Annotated in this window: 19 protein-coding genes; 10 read left to right on the forward strand and 9 right to left on the reverse strand. The window is 63.3% G+C overall.

Translation table 11 applies throughout. The features are described from left to right. Positions 1-228 precede the first annotated feature (228 nt). The 5 genes from rluB to PspTeo4_RS14745 form a co-directional block, all read right to left on the reverse strand. The gene (gene rluB, locus PspTeo4_RS14725) at positions 229-1,293 is read right to left on the reverse strand and encodes a 23S rRNA pseudouridine(2605) synthase RluB (RefSeq protein WP_322364538.1); all 1,065 of its coding nucleotides are present in this window, start codon (positions 1,291-1,293) and stop codon (positions 229-231) included. Between the two features lie 241 nt (positions 1,294-1,534). Then, positions 1,535-2,302, reverse strand: coding sequence for an SMC-Scp complex subunit ScpB (scpB, locus tag PspTeo4_RS14730; RefSeq protein WP_322364539.1), 768 nt, complete (start codon positions 2,300-2,302; stop codon positions 1,535-1,537). Further along, on the reverse strand, positions 2,289-3,014 hold the full coding sequence (locus PspTeo4_RS14735) for a ScpA family protein (RefSeq protein ID WP_322364870.1): 726 nt from the start codon (positions 3,012-3,014) through the stop codon (positions 2,289-2,291). Before PspTeo4_RS14735 ends, scpB begins: the two co-directional genes overlap by 14 nt. 125 nt (positions 3,015-3,139) lie before the next feature. Further along, on the reverse strand, positions 3,140-3,769 hold the full coding sequence (locus PspTeo4_RS14740) for an L-threonylcarbamoyladenylate synthase (protein WP_322364871.1): 630 nt from the start codon (positions 3,767-3,769) through the stop codon (positions 3,140-3,142). Positions 3,770-3,782: 13 nt separating this feature from the next. Beyond that, a complete protein-coding gene (locus PspTeo4_RS14745) occupies positions 3,783-4,643 on the reverse strand; it encodes a PHP domain-containing protein (RefSeq protein ID WP_322364541.1) in 861 nt (286 codons plus the stop codon). 67 nt (positions 4,644-4,710) lie between these two features. Here PspTeo4_RS14745 and PspTeo4_RS14750 point away from each other — a divergent pair, with 67 nt between their 5' ends. The 6 genes from PspTeo4_RS14750 (at position 4,711) to PspTeo4_RS14775 (ending at position 8,865) form a co-directional block, all read left to right on the forward strand. Next, positions 4,711-5,304, forward strand: coding sequence for a septation protein A (locus tag PspTeo4_RS14750; RefSeq protein WP_322364542.1), 594 nt, complete (start codon positions 4,711-4,713; stop codon positions 5,302-5,304). 1 nt (position 5,305) lies between these two features. After that, positions 5,306-5,605 carry a YciI family protein gene (locus PspTeo4_RS14755; RefSeq protein ID WP_322364544.1) on the forward strand — a complete coding sequence of 100 codons (300 nt, stop codon included), beginning with the start codon at positions 5,306-5,308 and terminating at the stop codon, positions 5,603-5,605. A 110-nt stretch (positions 5,606-5,715) separates the two neighbouring features. Then, positions 5,716-6,102, forward strand: coding sequence for a translation initiation factor 2 (locus PspTeo4_RS14760; protein ID WP_322364545.1), 387 nt, complete (start codon positions 5,716-5,718; stop codon positions 6,100-6,102). Between the two features lie 7 nt (positions 6,103-6,109). Continuing rightward, positions 6,110-6,787, forward strand: coding sequence for a response regulator transcription factor (locus PspTeo4_RS14765; protein ID WP_322364546.1), 678 nt, complete (start codon positions 6,110-6,112; stop codon positions 6,785-6,787). A gap of 260 nt (positions 6,788-7,047) precedes the next feature. After that, entirely contained in the window at positions 7,048-7,464 is a 417-nt protein-coding gene (locus PspTeo4_RS14770; RefSeq protein WP_322364547.1) for a Spy/CpxP family protein refolding chaperone, read from the forward strand. Between the two features lie 60 nt (positions 7,465-7,524). After that, a complete protein-coding gene (locus tag PspTeo4_RS14775; protein WP_322364548.1) occupies positions 7,525-8,865 on the forward strand; it encodes a HAMP domain-containing sensor histidine kinase in 1,341 nt (446 codons plus the stop codon). A 148-nt stretch (positions 8,866-9,013) separates the two neighbouring features. On the opposite strand, the gene PspTeo4_RS14780 is transcribed toward PspTeo4_RS14775, so the two are convergent. After that, positions 9,014-9,571, reverse strand: a complete 558-nt coding sequence (locus PspTeo4_RS14780) for an NAD(P)H nitroreductase (protein WP_322364549.1) — start codon at positions 9,569-9,571, stop codon at positions 9,014-9,016. Between the two features lie 102 nt (positions 9,572-9,673). On the opposite strand from PspTeo4_RS14780, the gene PspTeo4_RS14785 reads away from it, so the two are divergent. Further along, a complete protein-coding gene (locus PspTeo4_RS14785; protein ID WP_322364550.1) occupies positions 9,674-11,128 on the forward strand; it encodes a TrkH family potassium uptake protein in 1,455 nt (484 codons plus the stop codon). Here PspTeo4_RS14785 and PspTeo4_RS14790 read toward each other — a convergent pair. Beyond that, on the reverse strand, positions 11,085-12,146 hold the full coding sequence (locus PspTeo4_RS14790; RefSeq protein ID WP_322364551.1) for an AraC family transcriptional regulator: 1,062 nt from the start codon (positions 12,144-12,146) through the stop codon (positions 11,085-11,087). The genes PspTeo4_RS14785 and PspTeo4_RS14790 overlap by 44 nt on opposite strands. Before the next feature lie 155 nt (positions 12,147-12,301). Between PspTeo4_RS14790 and PspTeo4_RS14795 the strand changes: the two genes are divergently transcribed. Next, entirely contained in the window at positions 12,302-12,613 is a 312-nt protein-coding gene (locus PspTeo4_RS14795) for a DUF962 domain-containing protein (protein WP_322364552.1), read from the forward strand. Between the two features lie 102 nt (positions 12,614-12,715). Here PspTeo4_RS14795 and PspTeo4_RS14800 read toward each other — a convergent pair whose 3' ends face one another. After that, positions 12,716-13,522 carry a UDP-2,3-diacylglucosamine diphosphatase gene (locus tag PspTeo4_RS14800; RefSeq protein ID WP_322364553.1) on the reverse strand — a complete coding sequence of 269 codons (807 nt, stop codon included), beginning with the start codon at positions 13,520-13,522 and terminating at the stop codon, positions 12,716-12,718. A gap of 127 nt (positions 13,523-13,649) precedes the next feature. On the opposite strand from PspTeo4_RS14800, the gene PspTeo4_RS14805 reads away from it, so the two are divergent. Next, the gene (locus PspTeo4_RS14805) at positions 13,650-14,417 is read left to right on the forward strand and encodes an AraC family transcriptional regulator (RefSeq protein WP_322364554.1); all 768 of its coding nucleotides are present in this window, start codon (positions 13,650-13,652) and stop codon (positions 14,415-14,417) included. Positions 14,418-14,600: 183 nt separating this feature from the next. Further along, positions 14,601-15,491: a DMT family transporter gene (locus tag PspTeo4_RS14810; RefSeq protein ID WP_322364555.1), complete on the forward strand. Its 891-nt coding sequence runs from the start codon at positions 14,601-14,603 to the stop codon at positions 15,489-15,491. On the opposite strand, the gene PspTeo4_RS14815 is transcribed toward PspTeo4_RS14810, so the two are convergent. Then, positions 15,492-15,773 carry a SelT/SelW/SelH family protein gene (locus PspTeo4_RS14815; protein ID WP_322364557.1) on the reverse strand — a complete coding sequence of 94 codons (282 nt, stop codon included), beginning with the start codon at positions 15,771-15,773 and terminating at the stop codon, positions 15,492-15,494. Positions 15,774-15,829 lie beyond the last annotated feature (56 nt).

Here is a 15,829-nt window from a genome sequence, read left to right on the forward strand (position 1 = left end):
GCAGCCGGCGAGGAGGTTTTGCGGGGCGCTTGGCGGCAAGTTCTGTTTACAGAAAAGGTTGCCGGTCAGGGAAATCTGAAGAATCCGTACAATTTTCTTTACAAGGCGGTTTGAAAACTTGCCAGTCATCGGAAAATTTCTTTTTGCTCAATATCTTGGGTCGGCGGCGGGATCGCACAGGCACAAAAAAGCCAGCCCGAAGGCTGGCTTTTTCAACGCCGCTGCAGATCAACCACGCGGCTTGCCGCGACCACGACCAGCTGGCTTGTCACCATCCGGCTTGGCGGGACGCTTGCGCATCTCGCTCGGGCGCTCGGCAACGGTGCTGCCACGGCTGCTCTTGCGCGGGGCTTCTTCGCGCGACTGACGCGCAGGGCGCTCGGTTGCACCCGCCTCATGCGCGGGGCGCAGGCTGCGCACGCGCTCGTTGCGGCCCATCGGACGGGTCGACTTGCGCTGCATGCGCTCCATCTTGTCCTTGGCCTTGAGGTTCATGGCCGGCAGCGCCACAGGCTGCAGGCCCACTTCTGCGGCCAGGATGTCGATCTCGCCCTGGGTCATTTCGCGCCAGCGGCCCATCGGCAGGTCGGAGTTCAGGAACACCGGACCAAAGCGCACACGCTTCAGGCGGCTGACCACCATGCCCTGGGATTCCCACAGACGACGAACCTCACGGTTACGGCCTTCCATCACCACACAGTGGTACCAGTGGTTGAAGCCTTCACCGCCGGGTGCTTTCTGGATGTCGGTGAACTTGGCAGGGCCGTCTTCGAGCATCACGCCGGCCTTGAGGCGCTCGATCATCTCGTCATCCACCTCGCCACGTACACGCACAGCGTATTCGCGGTCCATCTCGTAGGACGGGTGCATCAGGCGGTTGGCCAGCTCACCGTCAGTGGTGAACAGCAACAGGCCGGTGGTGTTGATGTCGAGGCGACCGATGTTGATCCAGCGGCCCTCTTTCGGGCGCGGCAGGCGGTCGAACACGGTCGGACGGCCTTCCGGGTCGTCGCGGGTGCAGATTTCGCCATCGGGCTTGTTGTACATGATCACCCGGCGGGTGGCCTCGGCAGCCTCTTCGCGCTTGATCAGCTTGCCATCGACGGTGATGGCGTCATGCAAGTCGACGCGCAGGCCGAGGGTGGCCTCGACGCCGTTGACCTTGATGCGGCCTTGGCTGATCCAGGCCTCGACGTCACGGCGCGAACCGACGCCAATGCGCGCCAGCACTTTCTGCAGCTTTTCGCCGGATGGAGGGGTGGGTTGGCTGTCTTGCAGGTCTTGCTCACTCATCTGGGCACCTCCCGGTGTACGAATGAAATAGGGGCTTTGGCGACGAACGTGCCAAAAGGGTCGCGCATCATACGCGGTTCGGCGGGGGAACGCACTGGAGGGTAGTGGGTTTTATAGGTGGGGTGAAGATTTTCTGCCCGATGGTCTTTGCGAAGCCTGTACTGGCCTCATCGCCGGCAAGCCGGCTCCTACAGGGTCCGTGTAGGAGCTGGCGATGAGGCCGGTACAGGCAACCTAGGGTTCAAGGCTCGAACTTGCCTTCTTCCTCAACAGAGGCCTCAGGCTCTTCCTCACGCAAATCATCGAAGTCGGTCTTCAGCCCCTCTTCCATGGCATCCAGCTCCACCAGCAAGCTGCGGAAACTGGTCTCCTCCTTCGGCTCGGCAACCTCTTCCTCGACCAGGCTGGCATCGGCCAACGCCTGCAGGTGCGCCGGCACCGGTGCATCGTCCGGGTCCAGCAACGGCTCCGGCTCCATCTCGCGCAATTCGGCCAGTGCAGGCAACTCTTCGAGGCTCTTGAGGTTGAAGTGGTCAAGGAACGCCTTGGTGGTAGCGAACATCGCCGGCCGGCCAGGCACCTCCCGGTAACCGACCACACGTATCCACTCCCGCTCCATCAAGGTCTTGATGATGTTGCTGTTCACCGCCACACCGCGTACATCCTCGATCTCGCCGCGGGTAATGGGCTGGCGGTAGGCGATCAATGCCAGAGTCTCCAGCAATGCACGGGAATAGCGCTGCGGGCGCTCTTCCCATAGCCGCCCCACCCAGGGTGCGAAGTCCTCGCGAATTTGCAGGCGATAGCCGCTGGCCACCTCCTTGAGTTCGAAGGCACGGCCGGTGCAGGACTTGCCCAGCACTTCCAGCGCCTTCTTGAACACCTTGGGGTCGGGCCGCTCGGCCTCTTCGAACAGTTCGTACAAGCGCTCCAGGGATTGCGGCTTGCCCGAGGCAAGCAGAAACGCCTCGATCAGCGACGCCAGGTCGCGGGGTTCATTCAGATTCATCGGATTCTTCGACAGACTCGGCCCGAAGACGGACATGGATCGGGGCGAAAGCCTCATTTTGCACCAGTTCGATCAGCGATTCCTTGACCAGCTCCAGAATCGCCATGAACGTCACCACCACACCAAGCTTGCCCTCGTCGACGCTGAAAAGCTCGATGAACGGCACGAAACCGCCGCCCTTGAGGCGCTCGAGCACTTCGCTCATGCGCTCGCGGGTCGACAGCGCCTCTCGGGTGATCTGGTGGCTTTCGAACAGGTCGTTGCGGCGCATCACCTCGGCCATGGACACCAGCAGTTCCTCCAGGCTGACCTGGGGTAACAACTTGCGCACTTTGGCCTGCGGGGCCTCCAGGCTAGGCACGACGATATCGCGGCCAACCCGTGGCAATTCGTCGATGCCCTCGGCTGCGGCCTTGAAGCGCTCGTACTCCTGAAGGCGACGGATCAGCTCGGCGCGTGGGTCGCCTTCTTCTTCCTCGACTTCCGACGAGCGCGGCAACAGCATGCGCGACTTGATCTCGGCAAGCATCGCGGCCATCACCAGGTACTCGGCGGCCAGCTCCAGGCGCACGCTCTTCATCAGTTCGACATAACCCATGTACTGGCGGGTGATCTCCGCCACCGGGATGTCGAGGATGTCGATGTTCTGCTTGCGGATCAGGTACAGCAAAAGGTCCAGCGGGCCTTCGAAGGCTTCGAGGATCACTTCCAGCGCATCCGGTGGAATGTAAAGGTCCACCGGCATTTCGGTCAGGGCTTCGCCGTACACCAGCGCCAACTGCAATTGCTGGGGCAACTCGGCTTCGGCGGCCTGAGCCTCGGGAGCGTCTACTTGGCTCACGCGTTGACCAGAAACGGCGTTGGGTCGCCGCAACCTTCGCGGATCAATTCAGGCTCGTCGCCAGACAGATCGATGATGGTGGAGGCCTTCAGGTCGCCGAAACCACCGTCGATCACCAGGTCGACGTGGTGTTCAAGACGCTGGCGGATTTCATAAGGGTCAGTCATCGGCTCGGTATCGCCCGGCAGGATCAGGCTCACGCTCATCAATGGTTCGCCCAGTTCGGCCAGCAGCGCCAGGGTAATGGCGTGGTCCGGCACCCGCAGGCCAATGGTGCGACGCTTCTCGTGCAGCAGCAGGCGTGGCACCTCACGGGTGCCATTGAGAATGAACGTGTAAGGCCCCGGCACGTGCGCCTTGAGCAGGCGGAACGTGCCGGTGTCGACCTTGGCGTACAGCCCCAGCTGCGACATGTCACAGCACATCAGGGTGAAGTTGTGGCTCTTGTCCAGGCCACGCAAACGCCGGACCCGCTCCACCGCAGTCTTGTCGCCGATCTGGCAACCCAGCGCGTAGGCCGAGTCGGTCGGGTAGACCACCACGCCACCCTTGCGGATGATTTCCACCGCCTGGCGGATCAGCCGCGGCTGCGGATTCTCCGGATGAATCTGGAAAAATTGGCTCACGTAGTCGTCCTGTTCATACCGCCATAGGCTGTTCATGGCTGAATCGGCGCCACAGAGGTGGCAGGTCCTCGGGCAATGGCCGGTAGGCACCGATCTCGCCCCAGGTGCCAGGGCCGTGGAAGTCACTGCCGGCGCTCGCCAGCAAGCCGAACTCTCGGGTAAGGATGGACATCGTGCCCACCTGCTCGGCCGGCATCATCCCATTGACCACCTCAAGTGCCTGCCCGCCTGCCTGAATATAGTCGGCTATCAGCCGTCTGCGCTTGCTGCGGGTCAGGTCATAGTGCATGGGATGGGCCAGGCTCACCCAGGCATTGGACTGGCGCAGGGTCGCGACGGTTTCCTCGAGCGTCGGCCAGTGCTGCTTGACGTCACCCAGCTTGCCGGCGCCAAGCCACTTGCGAAACGCCTCGCCACGGTCTTTGACGTGCCCTGCACGCACCAGAAACTCGGCAAAGTGCGGGCGTGCAGGGGCATTGCCGCTGTCGCCCAGCTCTTGCTGCACCGCGCGCGCGCCATCCAGGGCACCGGGCATGCCCTTGGCCGCCAACCGCTTGTCGATTTCCTCGGAGCGTAACCAGCGGCCGCGATGCAAAGCTTCGATCGCAGCCAATAGTGGCGGCGCGTCGAGGGGGAAATCGTAGCCCAGCACATGGATGGTCGCGCCACCCCAGGTGCAGGAAAGCTCCACCCCACTGACCCAGCGCATGCCCAGCGCCTGGCAGGCCTGGCGGGCTTCAGGAAGGCCTTCAATGGTGTCGTGGTCAGTCAGCGCAAGCGTTTGCACCCCGTGCTCATGGGCCCGGGCGACCAGGGTCGAGGGCGACAGGGCGCCGTCGGAGGCCGTGCTGTGACAGTGCAGATCAACATTCATGGAGGAGCGCTTTCGCTGGAATCGATGTTTGTTATTATGCCGTCACATCCCGATTCTGGCTGCCATTGTGAAACAATTCATCGATTTCATCCCGCTGCTGCTGTTCTTCATCGTCTACAAGCTCGACCCGCGCCCCATGGAGCTGGCGGGGCACAACTTCGAGTTCGGCGGCATCTACAGTGCCACGGCCATGCTGATCATCAGCTCGCTGGTGGTGTACGGCGCCCTGTTCCTGCGCCAGCGCAAGCTCGAAAAAGGCCAGTGGCTGACCCTGGTCGCCTGCCTGGTGTTTGGTGGCCTGACCCTCACCTTCCACAGCGAGACCTTCCTCAAGTGGAAGGCGCCGGTGGTCAACTGGCTGTTCGCCCTGGGCTTCGCCGGTAGCCACTTCATCGGTGACCGGGTACTGATCAAGCGCATCATGGGCCACGCGCTGACCTTGCCCGACGCCATCTGGAACCGCCTGAACCTGGCCTGGATCGGCTTTTTCCTGTTCTGTGGCGCCGCCAACCTGTTCGTCGCCTTCACCTTCCAGGACTTCTGGGTCGACTTCAAGGTGTTCGGCAGCCTGGGCATGACCGTGATTTTCCTGGTGGCGCAGGGCGTTTACCTGTCGCGCCACCTGCACGACGACCCTTCCACCTCCAAGACCAAGGATTGACATGCTCTACGCCATCATCGCCAGCGACGTCGCGAACTCCCTGGAAAAACGCCTGGCCGCACGCCCGGCGCACATCGAGCGCCTGCAGCAATTGAAGGCCGAAGGCCGCGTGGTACTGGCCGGCCCGCACCCGGCCATCGACAGCAATGACCCAGGCGAGGCCGGTTTCAGCGGCAGCCTGATCGTCGCCGAGTTCAACTCCCTGGCTGACGCCCAGGCGTGGGCCGATGCCGACCCGTACATTGCCGCGGGCGTGTACGACAAGGTCATCGTCAAGCCGTTCAAGCAAGTGCTGCCTTAAGCTGCCCCCTCCCTCTTCGCGGGCAAGCTCGCGAAGAGGGTCATGCGAACGTTAAGCAATTCCGACCAACGGCCGACAACCTCCAGAACCGATAGGAATCAGGAGTTACCATGCGCCAAGGTCAGATCGCCCTGCTGTTTTGCCTGTTGTTGCTACCCTTCTTCGCCTACGCCGAGCAACCCTTGTCGCTTGAGGCCGGTGCGCGCATCACCGAGCTTCAGCAGCGCCTGGACGACAGCGAAAAGCAACGTGCCGCCCTTGCCCAGCAACTGCAGGGCGTCGATAGCGAAAGGGAAAGCGCCCAGCTGACACGCCTGCGCCAGGACAACCAGCGGCTGAAAATGGCGATCAAGGAATTGCAGGCCAGCCCACCGCCAAGCCTGCTGACCGACCAGCAGCAATGGTTTCTGATTGGTTCTGCCGTTGCACTCTTGTCGGCAGTCTGCGGTATCTTTGCCAGTGGCGGTCACAGAAGACGCCGTCAATGGTTGAATTGAGTGAGTCATGAGCGAGCTGTTACTGATTGATGATGACCAGGAACTCTGCGAGCTGCTCGGCAGCTGGCTGACCCAGGAAGGGTTCTCTGTCCGCGCCTGCCACGATGGCCAGAGCGCGCGTCAGGCGCTGGCCGAGCACGCGCCGGCAGCGGTGGTGCTCGACGTGATGCTGCCCGATGGCAGCGGCCTGGAACTGCTCAAGCAACTGCGCAACGAGCACACCGAACTGCCCGTGCTGATGCTGTCGGCCCGTGGTGAACCGCTGGACCGCATCCTCGGCCTCGAACTGGGCGCCGACGACTACCTGGCCAAACCCTGCGACCCGCGCGAACTCACGGCGCGCCTGCGGGCAGTGCTGCGCCGCAGCCACCCGACCGCCACCACCACCCAGGTGGAGATCGGCGACTTGACCTTCAGCCCGGCGCGTGGCGTGGTCAGCATCGACGAACGCGAGATGACCCTGACCCTCTCCGAAAGCCGCATCCTCGAAGCCCTGCTGCGCCAACCCGGCGAGCCGCTGGACAAGCAGGACCTGGCGCAAATCGGCCTGGGGCGCAAACTGACCCTGTATGACCGCAGCCTGGACATGCATGTCAGCAACCTGCGCAAGAAGATCGGCCCGCACCCCGACGGCCGCCCGCGCATCGTCGCGCTGCGCAGCCGGGGCTATTACTACAGTCTGTAAGCATGCCGGGGCCGCTCTGCGGCCCATCGCAGGCTGTCGCCAGCTCCCACGCGACGCAAGCTCAGGAAACGCACACTACCCGTAGGAGCTGGCGTAGCCTGCGATGGGCTGCAAAGCAGCCCCATTACGAGCGATGCAATTCTTCAGCAAACAACATACCCATCTTTACCGAGCCTTTACCCTCCACTGACTGCGCTTGACCTTGATCTCCCTAGACTGGGCTCATCCGGTAACCACCGGCCCTTGAAAGGAGAGACACCATGCGCAAGACCCTTATCGCCCTGATGTTCGCCGCCGCCCTGCCGACCGTAGCCATGGCCATGCCTGATGGCGGCCAGCGCCACGACGGCCCGCATCACCGCGGTGATGCGCCTTTCGCCCAACTGGACCTGAGCCGCGACCAGCGCCAGCAGATCGGCAAGCTGATGGGCGAGCAGATGAAGCAACGCCGCGACATCACCGAGCGCTACCTGGATAAACTGCCGGCCGCCGAGCAGAAGGCCATGAAGGATGAAATCAAGGCCAGCCGCGACAAGACCGACGGCCAGATCCGCGCCCTGCTCAAGCCAGAACAGCAGAAGCAGTTCGACGAGCTGAAGAAAGAACGCGCCGCAAAGCAGGCTGAGTGGCAGGAGTTCCAGGCCTGGAAAGCTGAAAAAGGCGGCAAGGCCCAGTAAGCTGTCAGCCCGATGCCCGGTCCGCTTCCCCACGGACCGGGCTTTTCACGTTTGTAGGAGGTGCTCTTGCGTTCACTGTTCTGGCGCATCCTGGCCAGTTTCTGGCTGGCCATCACGCTGGTCGCCGGGCTGTCGATCCTGCTGGGCCACATGCTCAACCAGGACGCCTGGATTCTCAGCCGTCACCCAGGCCTCAACACCTTGGCCAGCCATTGGGCCAAGCACTACGAGCAGGAAGGCCTGGAGTCGGCGCAGCACTTTCTCGAGCGGCGCAAGCAGCGATTCAAGATTGACGTACAGGTGCTCAACGACAGCGGTGAGGCGGTGGTGCCCGGCACCTTCCCCCGTCGTGCGGCGGCCTTCGAGGCTCGCCAGCACAATGACGACCGTCGCCTGCCGTGGCGTCGGCTCACAGAGGAATACACCAGCCCTGATAGCGGCGAAACCTATCTGCTGATCTACCGTATTCCCCATCCGGAGCTGGACGCCTGGCACCGTGAGAGCCTGCTGTGGCCACTGAGCGCCCTTGGTATTGCCTTGGTGGTCCTGACCTTGTTCAGCCTGCTGGTGACCCTGTCCATTACCCGCCCACTGAGCCGCTTGCGCAGCGCAGTGCATGACCTTGGGCAAACCAGCTACCAGCAGAACAGCCTGGCACGCCTGGCGGCCCGCCGCGACGAATTCGGCGTGCTGGCCAACGACTTCAACAAGATGGGTGCTCGCCTGCAGAGTCTGATCGGCAGCCAGCGCCAGCTGCTGCGCGATGTGTCCCACGAGCTGCGCTCGCCACTGGCGCGCCTGCGCATTGCCCTGGCCCTGGCCGAGCGTGCCGAGCCGGAACAACGCCAGGCCCTATGGCCGCGCCTGACCCGCGAATGCGACCGGCTGGAAGACTTGATCAGCGAGATCCTCGCCCTGGCCCGCGTCGATGCCGAGCAGGCCCATGCTGAAGCGGTCGACCTCAACGCCCTGCTTGGCAGCGTGCGTAAAGACGCCCAGCTCAGTGCACCGGAACAGGAAGTGAAGCTGGAAGCCCAGTCAGGGCTGACCTTGCAAGGCTGGCCAACCTTGATCGAACGCGCCGTGGACAACCTGCTGCGTAATGCTTTGCGCTTCAACCCGGCGGGGCAACCGATCGAGGTTCGTGCCGAACGTGAGCAGGATCGTATCGTGCTGACTGTGCGTGATCACGGGCCGGGGGTGGCGCCGGAGCACCTGGCGCAGCTGGGCGAGCCTTTCTTCAGGGCACCGGGGCAGAGTGCGGCAGGGCATGGGCTGGGGCTGGCGATTGCGCGCAAGGCTGCCGAGCGCCATGGTGGGACGCTGGTATTGGCCAACCATCCGCAGGGTGGATTTTTGGCAAGGCTGGAGTTGCCGCTGGCGGAGGTGAGTGGCAGTTGAATCATGACTGCAGGTGCCGGCCTCTTCGCGGGTAAACCCGCTCCCACAGGTTTTGCGCTGCTGTTCAGGGCAGTGATATGCCTGTGGGAGCGGGTTTACCCGCGAAGAGGCCGGCACTGTCGAAACAATTCTCAGCCCCTTGCTTACCTCACTCGCCCCAGGCGCTGACGAACTCGGCGGTCGGCAGAACCGGCGCCGTACGCGGCTCAGCCATCGGCGTACCCACGTACAAATAGCCAATCAGTTCTTCGTTCTCTGCCAACCCCAGCCCCTGGTGCACATGGGCATCGAACGCCATGTCACCGGTGCGCCACACCGCACCGATACCCTGGGCATGGGCCGCGATCAGAATGCCATGGGCCGCGCAGCCGGCAGCCAGACGCTGTTCGGACTTAGGCACCTTGAAATGGTCCTGCAGCTTGGCGATGACCACGATCAACAGCGGCGCCCGCAGCGGCATGGCGCGGGCCTTGTCCAGGGCGGCCTGGCTGGCGTCGCCCTTTTTCTGCACGGCTTCGGCGAACAGTTCGCCCAGCTTTTCCCGGCCTTGACCTTCGATGGTCAGAAAGCGCCATGGGCGCAGTTGGCCGTGGTCCGGGGCGCGCAGCGCAGCCTGGAACAGTGCCTCGCGCTGGGCGTCATTGGGCGCCGGATCAGTCAGGCGTGGCACGGAAACACGGTTGAGCAATGCGTCGAGAGCCTCCATCGGCTACCCTCCTGGCAGGTAAATGTGCGGCCATTCTAGCGTTTACATCACCAGACCCATAGGTAGAATGGCGCCCTTCCGTTCAGAGTCAGAGCAGATCACATGGCGTTGCCGACCTTAAGGATCATTGGTTTCATCATCGGCATCTTCCTCATCACCCTGGCGGTCAGCATGGTCGTGCCCATGGCCACCCTGGTGATTTTCGAGCGTACCGGCGACATGCCGTCGTTCCTGTGGTCGAGTCTGATCACCTTCGTCGCCGGCTTGGCCCTGGTCATCCAAGGCCGCCCCGAGCATGTGCACCTGCGCCCACGGGACATGTACCTGCTGACCGTCTGCAGCTGGCTGGTGGTGTGCGTATTCGCCGCCCTGCCCTTCCTGCTGACCCAGCACATCAGCTACACCGACGCCTTCTTCGAAAGCATGTCCGGCATCACCGCCACCGGCGCCACGGTGCTCAGCGGCCTGGACACGATGTCGCCGGGCATTCTGATGTGGCGCTCGATGCTGCACTGGCTCGGTGGTATCGGCTTCATCGCCATGGCGGTGGCGATTCTGCCGCTGCTGCGCATCGGTGGCATGCGCCTGTTCCAGACCGAGTCTTCGGACCGTTCCGAAAAAGTCATGCCGCGTTCGCACATGGTCGCCAAGTCGATCGTCATGGTCTACGTCGGCTTCTCGGTGCTGGGAGGCCTGGGCTTCTGGTGGGCCGGCATGAGCCCGTTCGATGCGATCAACCATGCCATGTCGGCGATCTCCACCGGGGGGTTCTCGACGTCTGACCAATCGCTGGCCAAGTGGGATATCCCGGCCGTGCATTGGGTGGCGGTGGTGGTGATGATCCTTGGCAGCTTGCCCTTCACCCTCTACGTCGCCACGCTGCGAGGCAATCGCAAGGCGCTGATCCGCGACCAGCAAGTGCAGGGGCTGCTGGGCATGCTGGTGGTTACCTGGCTGGTGCTGGGCACCTGGTACTGGGCCACCACCGACCTGCACTGGCTCGATGCCTTCCGCCATGTGGCGCTGAACGTGACCTCGGTGGTCACCACCACCGGCTTTGCCCTGGGTGACTACAGCCTGTGGGGCAACTTCTCGCTGATGCTGTTCTTCTACCTGGGCTTCGTCGGTGGCTGCTCCGGCTCGACGGCGGGCGGCATCAAGATCTTCCGCTTCCAGGTGGCCTATATCCTGCTCAAGGCCAACCTCAACCAGCTGATTCACCCGCGCGCGGTCATCAAGCAGAAGTACAACGGCCACCGCCTCGACGAAGAGATCGTGCGCTCGATCCTGACGTTCTCGTTCTTCTTCGCCATCACCATCTGCGTCATGGCTTTGCTGCTGTCGCTGCTGGGCGTGGACTGGATGACCGCACTTACCGGAGCGGCGGGCACCGTGTCAGGCGTGGGCCCAGGCCTGGGCGAGGTGATCGGCCCGTCCGGCAACTACGCCACGCTGCCGGACGCAGCCAAGTGGATCCTGGCCGCCGGCATGCTGCTTGGGCGCCTGGAGATCATTACGGTGCTGGTGTTGTGTATGCCGGCGTTCTGGCGTCACTGAGTTCGTCACCCTCCGTGCCCAGCCGGGCACGGTACTCGCTTGGCGTGGCATCGAACCAGCGGCGAAATGCCCGGTAGAAGTTGCTCGGGTCGGCAAACCCCAGCAGGTAGGCCGTTTCCAGCAGGGTCAAGCCCGGCTGCGCCAGATACTGCTCGGCCAATTCGCGACGGGTGTCATCGAGCAAGGTCTGGAAACTGGTGCCCTCCTCCTGCAGACGGCGCTGCAAGGTGCGCTGTGACAGGTGCAGGGCCTGGGCCAGGGTTTCGCGCTTGGGCTCGCCCTGCGGCAAGATGCGGCACAGCACCTGGCGCACGCGGTGCGTCACCCGGCTTTCCGAGAAACGCGCCAGGTATTCCCCGGCGAAGCGATCATGCAGCACCGCCATCGCTTCGTTGGCCGTCGGCAATGGCGCCTCCATGTCGGTGCGCTCGAACACCAGCGCGTCATGGGCCGCGCCGAACACCAGCGGTGAATGAAAGGCCACCTTGTACGGTTCGACATTTTTCGGCTGCGGGCCCTGAATCAGCACCCGTCTTGGCTGGATTGGCCGCCCGCTGAGCCATTTGCACAGTGCCAGGGCGCACGCCAACGACGCTTCGGCGCTGTGCCGGGTCGGTGGCAGATGGTCGCCGTGCACGGTAAGAATCAGTGAATAGCCCTCGGGGCCCAGGACGAAACTCAGATCGGAACTTTCGGCAATGATGCGCTGGTAGCGCACCAGGCGCTGGAAACCTTCGGCCAGGGTGCGGCTGGACATCAGCGCATACCCCACCACATGAAATGACGCCGGCCGCACCACCCGCGCCATGTTCAGGCCAATGGCTTCATTGCCGGAAAGCTCCACGGCCAGTTGCCAGAGCCGGGTCATGGAGTCTTGAGGAAAGCGTGCGTCAGGGTCGTCCAGGGCGGAAAAATCCAGCCCCAGCTGCTTGAACATGGCCTGGCAATCGAGCCCTTCCAGCTCCAGTGCCTTCACAATCCCTGATGCCCAGCTGGCTGACGTGGTTCGTTCACTCATGACAGGCTTCTTATGCTGACCGCTTCGTGCGGTGAACCCCAAGGATACTCAAATGGCGCCGATTGTCACTGGCCGGCCCCGCCAATGACTCTAGACTCGATTCAGGCTCCACGCCGTGTATCCTGTCAAGAAGTGTTAATCCTGGAAGCATAGCCATGACCAGCACAGCGCAGTTTCGCAGTTTTGCCGAGTTCTACCCCTATTACCTGGGCGAGCACAGCAACCCCACTTGTCGGCGCCTGCACTTTGTCGGCACCAGCCTGGTGATCGCCTTGCTGGCGTACACCATCGGCAGTGGCAAGTGGCTGTTGCTGTTGGCGGTGCCCGTGGCGGGCTATGGATTTGCCTGGGTCGGGCATTTCTTCTTCGAAAGGAATCGGCCGGCCACCTTCAGCCACCCGTTCTACAGCCTGATAGGCGACTTCGTGATGTTCCGCGACATTCTGCTGGGCAGGATCAGTTTCTAGCCGTTTATCCTGTGGGAGCGGGTTTACCCGCGAATACTGCTGGGAGGCCAACGAAGCATTCGCGGGTAAACCCGCTCCCACAGGTACGTGCTGAATCCAGGCTTATGCCGGCTCGCGCAACTGCGCCATACGCTCACTCTGCTGCGCTTCGGCCAACCGATACAGCTCGATACTGCCATCCCAGTGCTCGATCAACGCGGTGCACGACTCGACCCAATCCCCGCAGTTGAGGTACTCCACCTCCCCCACCTTGCGAATTTCGGCGTGGTGGATATGCCCACACACCACCCCATGAAACCCGCGCCGGGTGCACTCGTGGGCAATGGCGTCCTCGAAATCGCTGATGAAATTCACCGCGCCCTTGACCTTGTGCTTGAGGTACGCCGACAGCGACCAGTAGCCATAGCCGTATCGGGCGCGCCAGTGATTGAGCCAGCGGTTGAGCACCAGGGTGGTTTCGTAGGCGCGGTCGCCGAGAAAGGCCAGCCAGCGATGGTAGCGCGTGATGACATCGAACTGGTCGCCGTGGATCACCAGCAGTCTTCGGCCATCCGCGGTCAGGTGCTCGGCCTCGTCCACCAACTGGATATTGCCCAGCAGTAGCTTGGAGTAACGACGCAGGAATTCGTCATGGTTGCCGGTAACGTAGATCACTTCAGTGCCGCGCTTGCTCATGGTCAGCAGCCGGCGAATCACGTTGGTATGCGCCTGCGGCCAGTAGATGCCGCCGCGCAGTTTCCAGCCGTCGATAATGTCGCCGACCAGATAGACTTTGTCGGCCTGGTAGCCCTTGAGAAACTGCGACAAGTGTTCGGCCTGGCAATCCCGGGTCCCCAGATGCACGTCGGAGATCCACAAAGTGCGAACGCGCTGTTTACGCGAGGGGCGAGAGAGTTCGACATGGGTCATGGGGCAGGCTCCGGCGCTGTTTGCTGGAGACTGGCAGGCGCAGATGACAGGTTGGTGGCAACGGCGTGACGAGTGATGGTGCGCCGCGAATGAGGCACAATGGAGCCCTGCCCCGCGAGGACCGCCCATGACCGCCGGCCGCATTCTTTCCCTGCGCCATTACCGGGACGACCTGATCGCCCATAGCCACGAACACCCGCAACTGGTGTTCGGCCTGCGCGGCCGTCTTGATTTCGAAGTGCAAGGGCACGGCGCACAAATCGATCGTCAGGGCCTGATGGTGGTACCTGCCGGCGCCCACCATGCCTGTGGCAGCGATGCCGGCAGCCAGTGCCTGGTGCTGGATGTGCCAGGGGAACACTGGCTGCATGAACAACTCGGCGATCACGCCGATGCCAGCCGCCGCTTGCTGGATAGCCCGGGCGCGCTGAGCCTCGACGCTCGCCAACAGCAACTGGTGGATTGGCTGGCCAACAGCCCGGTAGACGACCCACTGATTGCCCGTCAGGGCGCCGTGCTGCTATTGGCCAGCCTCAACCCCACGGCCGCTGCCGCCGTCGCACCAAGCCATCGGCTACCCTATTCGGCCTTTGACGCACATATCGAACGGCACGCGGCCCACCCTCTGCAGGTTGCCGACCTGGCGCGCCTGGCCGGCCTGTCCAGCGCCCGGTTGCACGCACGCTTCATTGACGAGTGCGGCATGACGCCCATGGACTACATTCGCCAACGCCGATTACTCATGGCGCGGCAGTTGCTCACGCAGTCATCGCTGCCGGTGGGCGAGATTGCCGCGCGGGTTGGCTACAGCTCGCAAAGTGCGTTTTCGGCAGCCGTGCTGCGGGCGTTCGGGCGCACGCCTTTGGCGTTGCGGCGAGAGTCTGGCGACAATTGATGCGAGTGTGACGACAGATTTTGGCCGGGCAGTGCCTCTACACTGTGCCTGTCCCGGCCTCATCGCCGGCAAGCCGGCTCCCACATGGACCGCACCAACCTTGAGATCACCGCTGTACCTGCAGGAGCCGGCTTGCCGGCGATAGCGCCGGTCCTGATACACCAGTTCTCTGAAAGGACCACCATGAACCACCGCACCGCCCTCGGCGCCCTGCATATCGGCGCGCTGTTCTTCGGCCTCACAGGCGTGTTCGGCAAACTAGCCGCCAGCGCCAGCCCGGCGATCATCGTGTTCGGCCGCGCGGCCTTCGCCGTGCTTGCCCTTGGCCTGTTCGCCAGCCTCGCTCGCCAGGGCTGGCACCCACTCAAAGGCCAGGACATGCGCCGCCTGCTGCTCGGCGGCGTGCTGCTTGCGGGCCACTGGGTGAGCTTCTTCATCGCGGTCAAGGTCGGTGGCGTAGCCATCGCGACCCTGGGCTTCGCCAGCTTCCCCGCCTTCACCGTGATACTCGAAGGGCTGCTGTTCCGCGAACGCATCCGCCGCAACGAAGCGGTGCTGGTACTGCTGGTCAGCATCGGCCTGGTGCTGGTGACACCCTCGTTCGACCTCGCCAGCGAGGCCACCGGCGGGCTGCTGTGGGCTTTGCTGTCGGGCTTGCTGTTCTCGCTGTTGTCGCTGACCAATCGAGCCGGTTCCGGGCGCTTACCCGCAGTGCAAGCGGCATTGTGGCAGAACCTGGTGGTCGCCCTGTGCCTGCTGCCGGTCGCCCTGCCAGGCCTTGCCGCCGTGGCGCCGATGGACTGGCTGTGGATCGCCCTGCTTGGCATCTTCTGCACCGGCGTGGCCCACAGCCTGTTCGTGGCCAGCCTGGCGGTGATCAAGGCGCGCACCGCCGCCGTGGTGTTCGGCATGGAGCCGGTCTACGGCATTGCCGTGGCCTGGGTGATCTTCGCCGAAACGCCCACCCCGCGCATGTTGCTGGGCGGTGCGCTGATCATCTTCGCCATCGTGCTGTCCAGCCGCCTGGCCTCGGACTCGCCTGCCAAGCAGCGGCCACTGGCCGAGAGCACCTGATCAGCGATCGTTATGGCCCAAGTCGCGCTGCGGGTCGATCTGGTCCCGCACCCGCTGCTTGAGCACTTTGGCCTCAGGGAAACCGCCATCGGCCTTGCGTTCCCAGATCTGCACACCATCACAGGTAATCCGGAACACTCCGCCGGTACCAGGCTCCAGTGCGACCCTTCCAAGGTCGTCGGAGAAGGTACTGAGCAGCTCCTGGGCCAGCCAGGCGGCACGCAGCAGCCACTGGCACTGGGTGCAATAATTGATGACGATTTCCGGCTTGGTGTTGACCATGGTGAGGCGTCTCCAGGTAAGGGGCCGCTTATACTAGCGGTCTTTACGCCAGGATT

The organism is Pseudomonas sp. Teo4, assembly GCF_034387475.1.
Lineage (GTDB): Bacteria > Pseudomonadota > Gammaproteobacteria > Pseudomonadales > Pseudomonadaceae > Aquipseudomonas.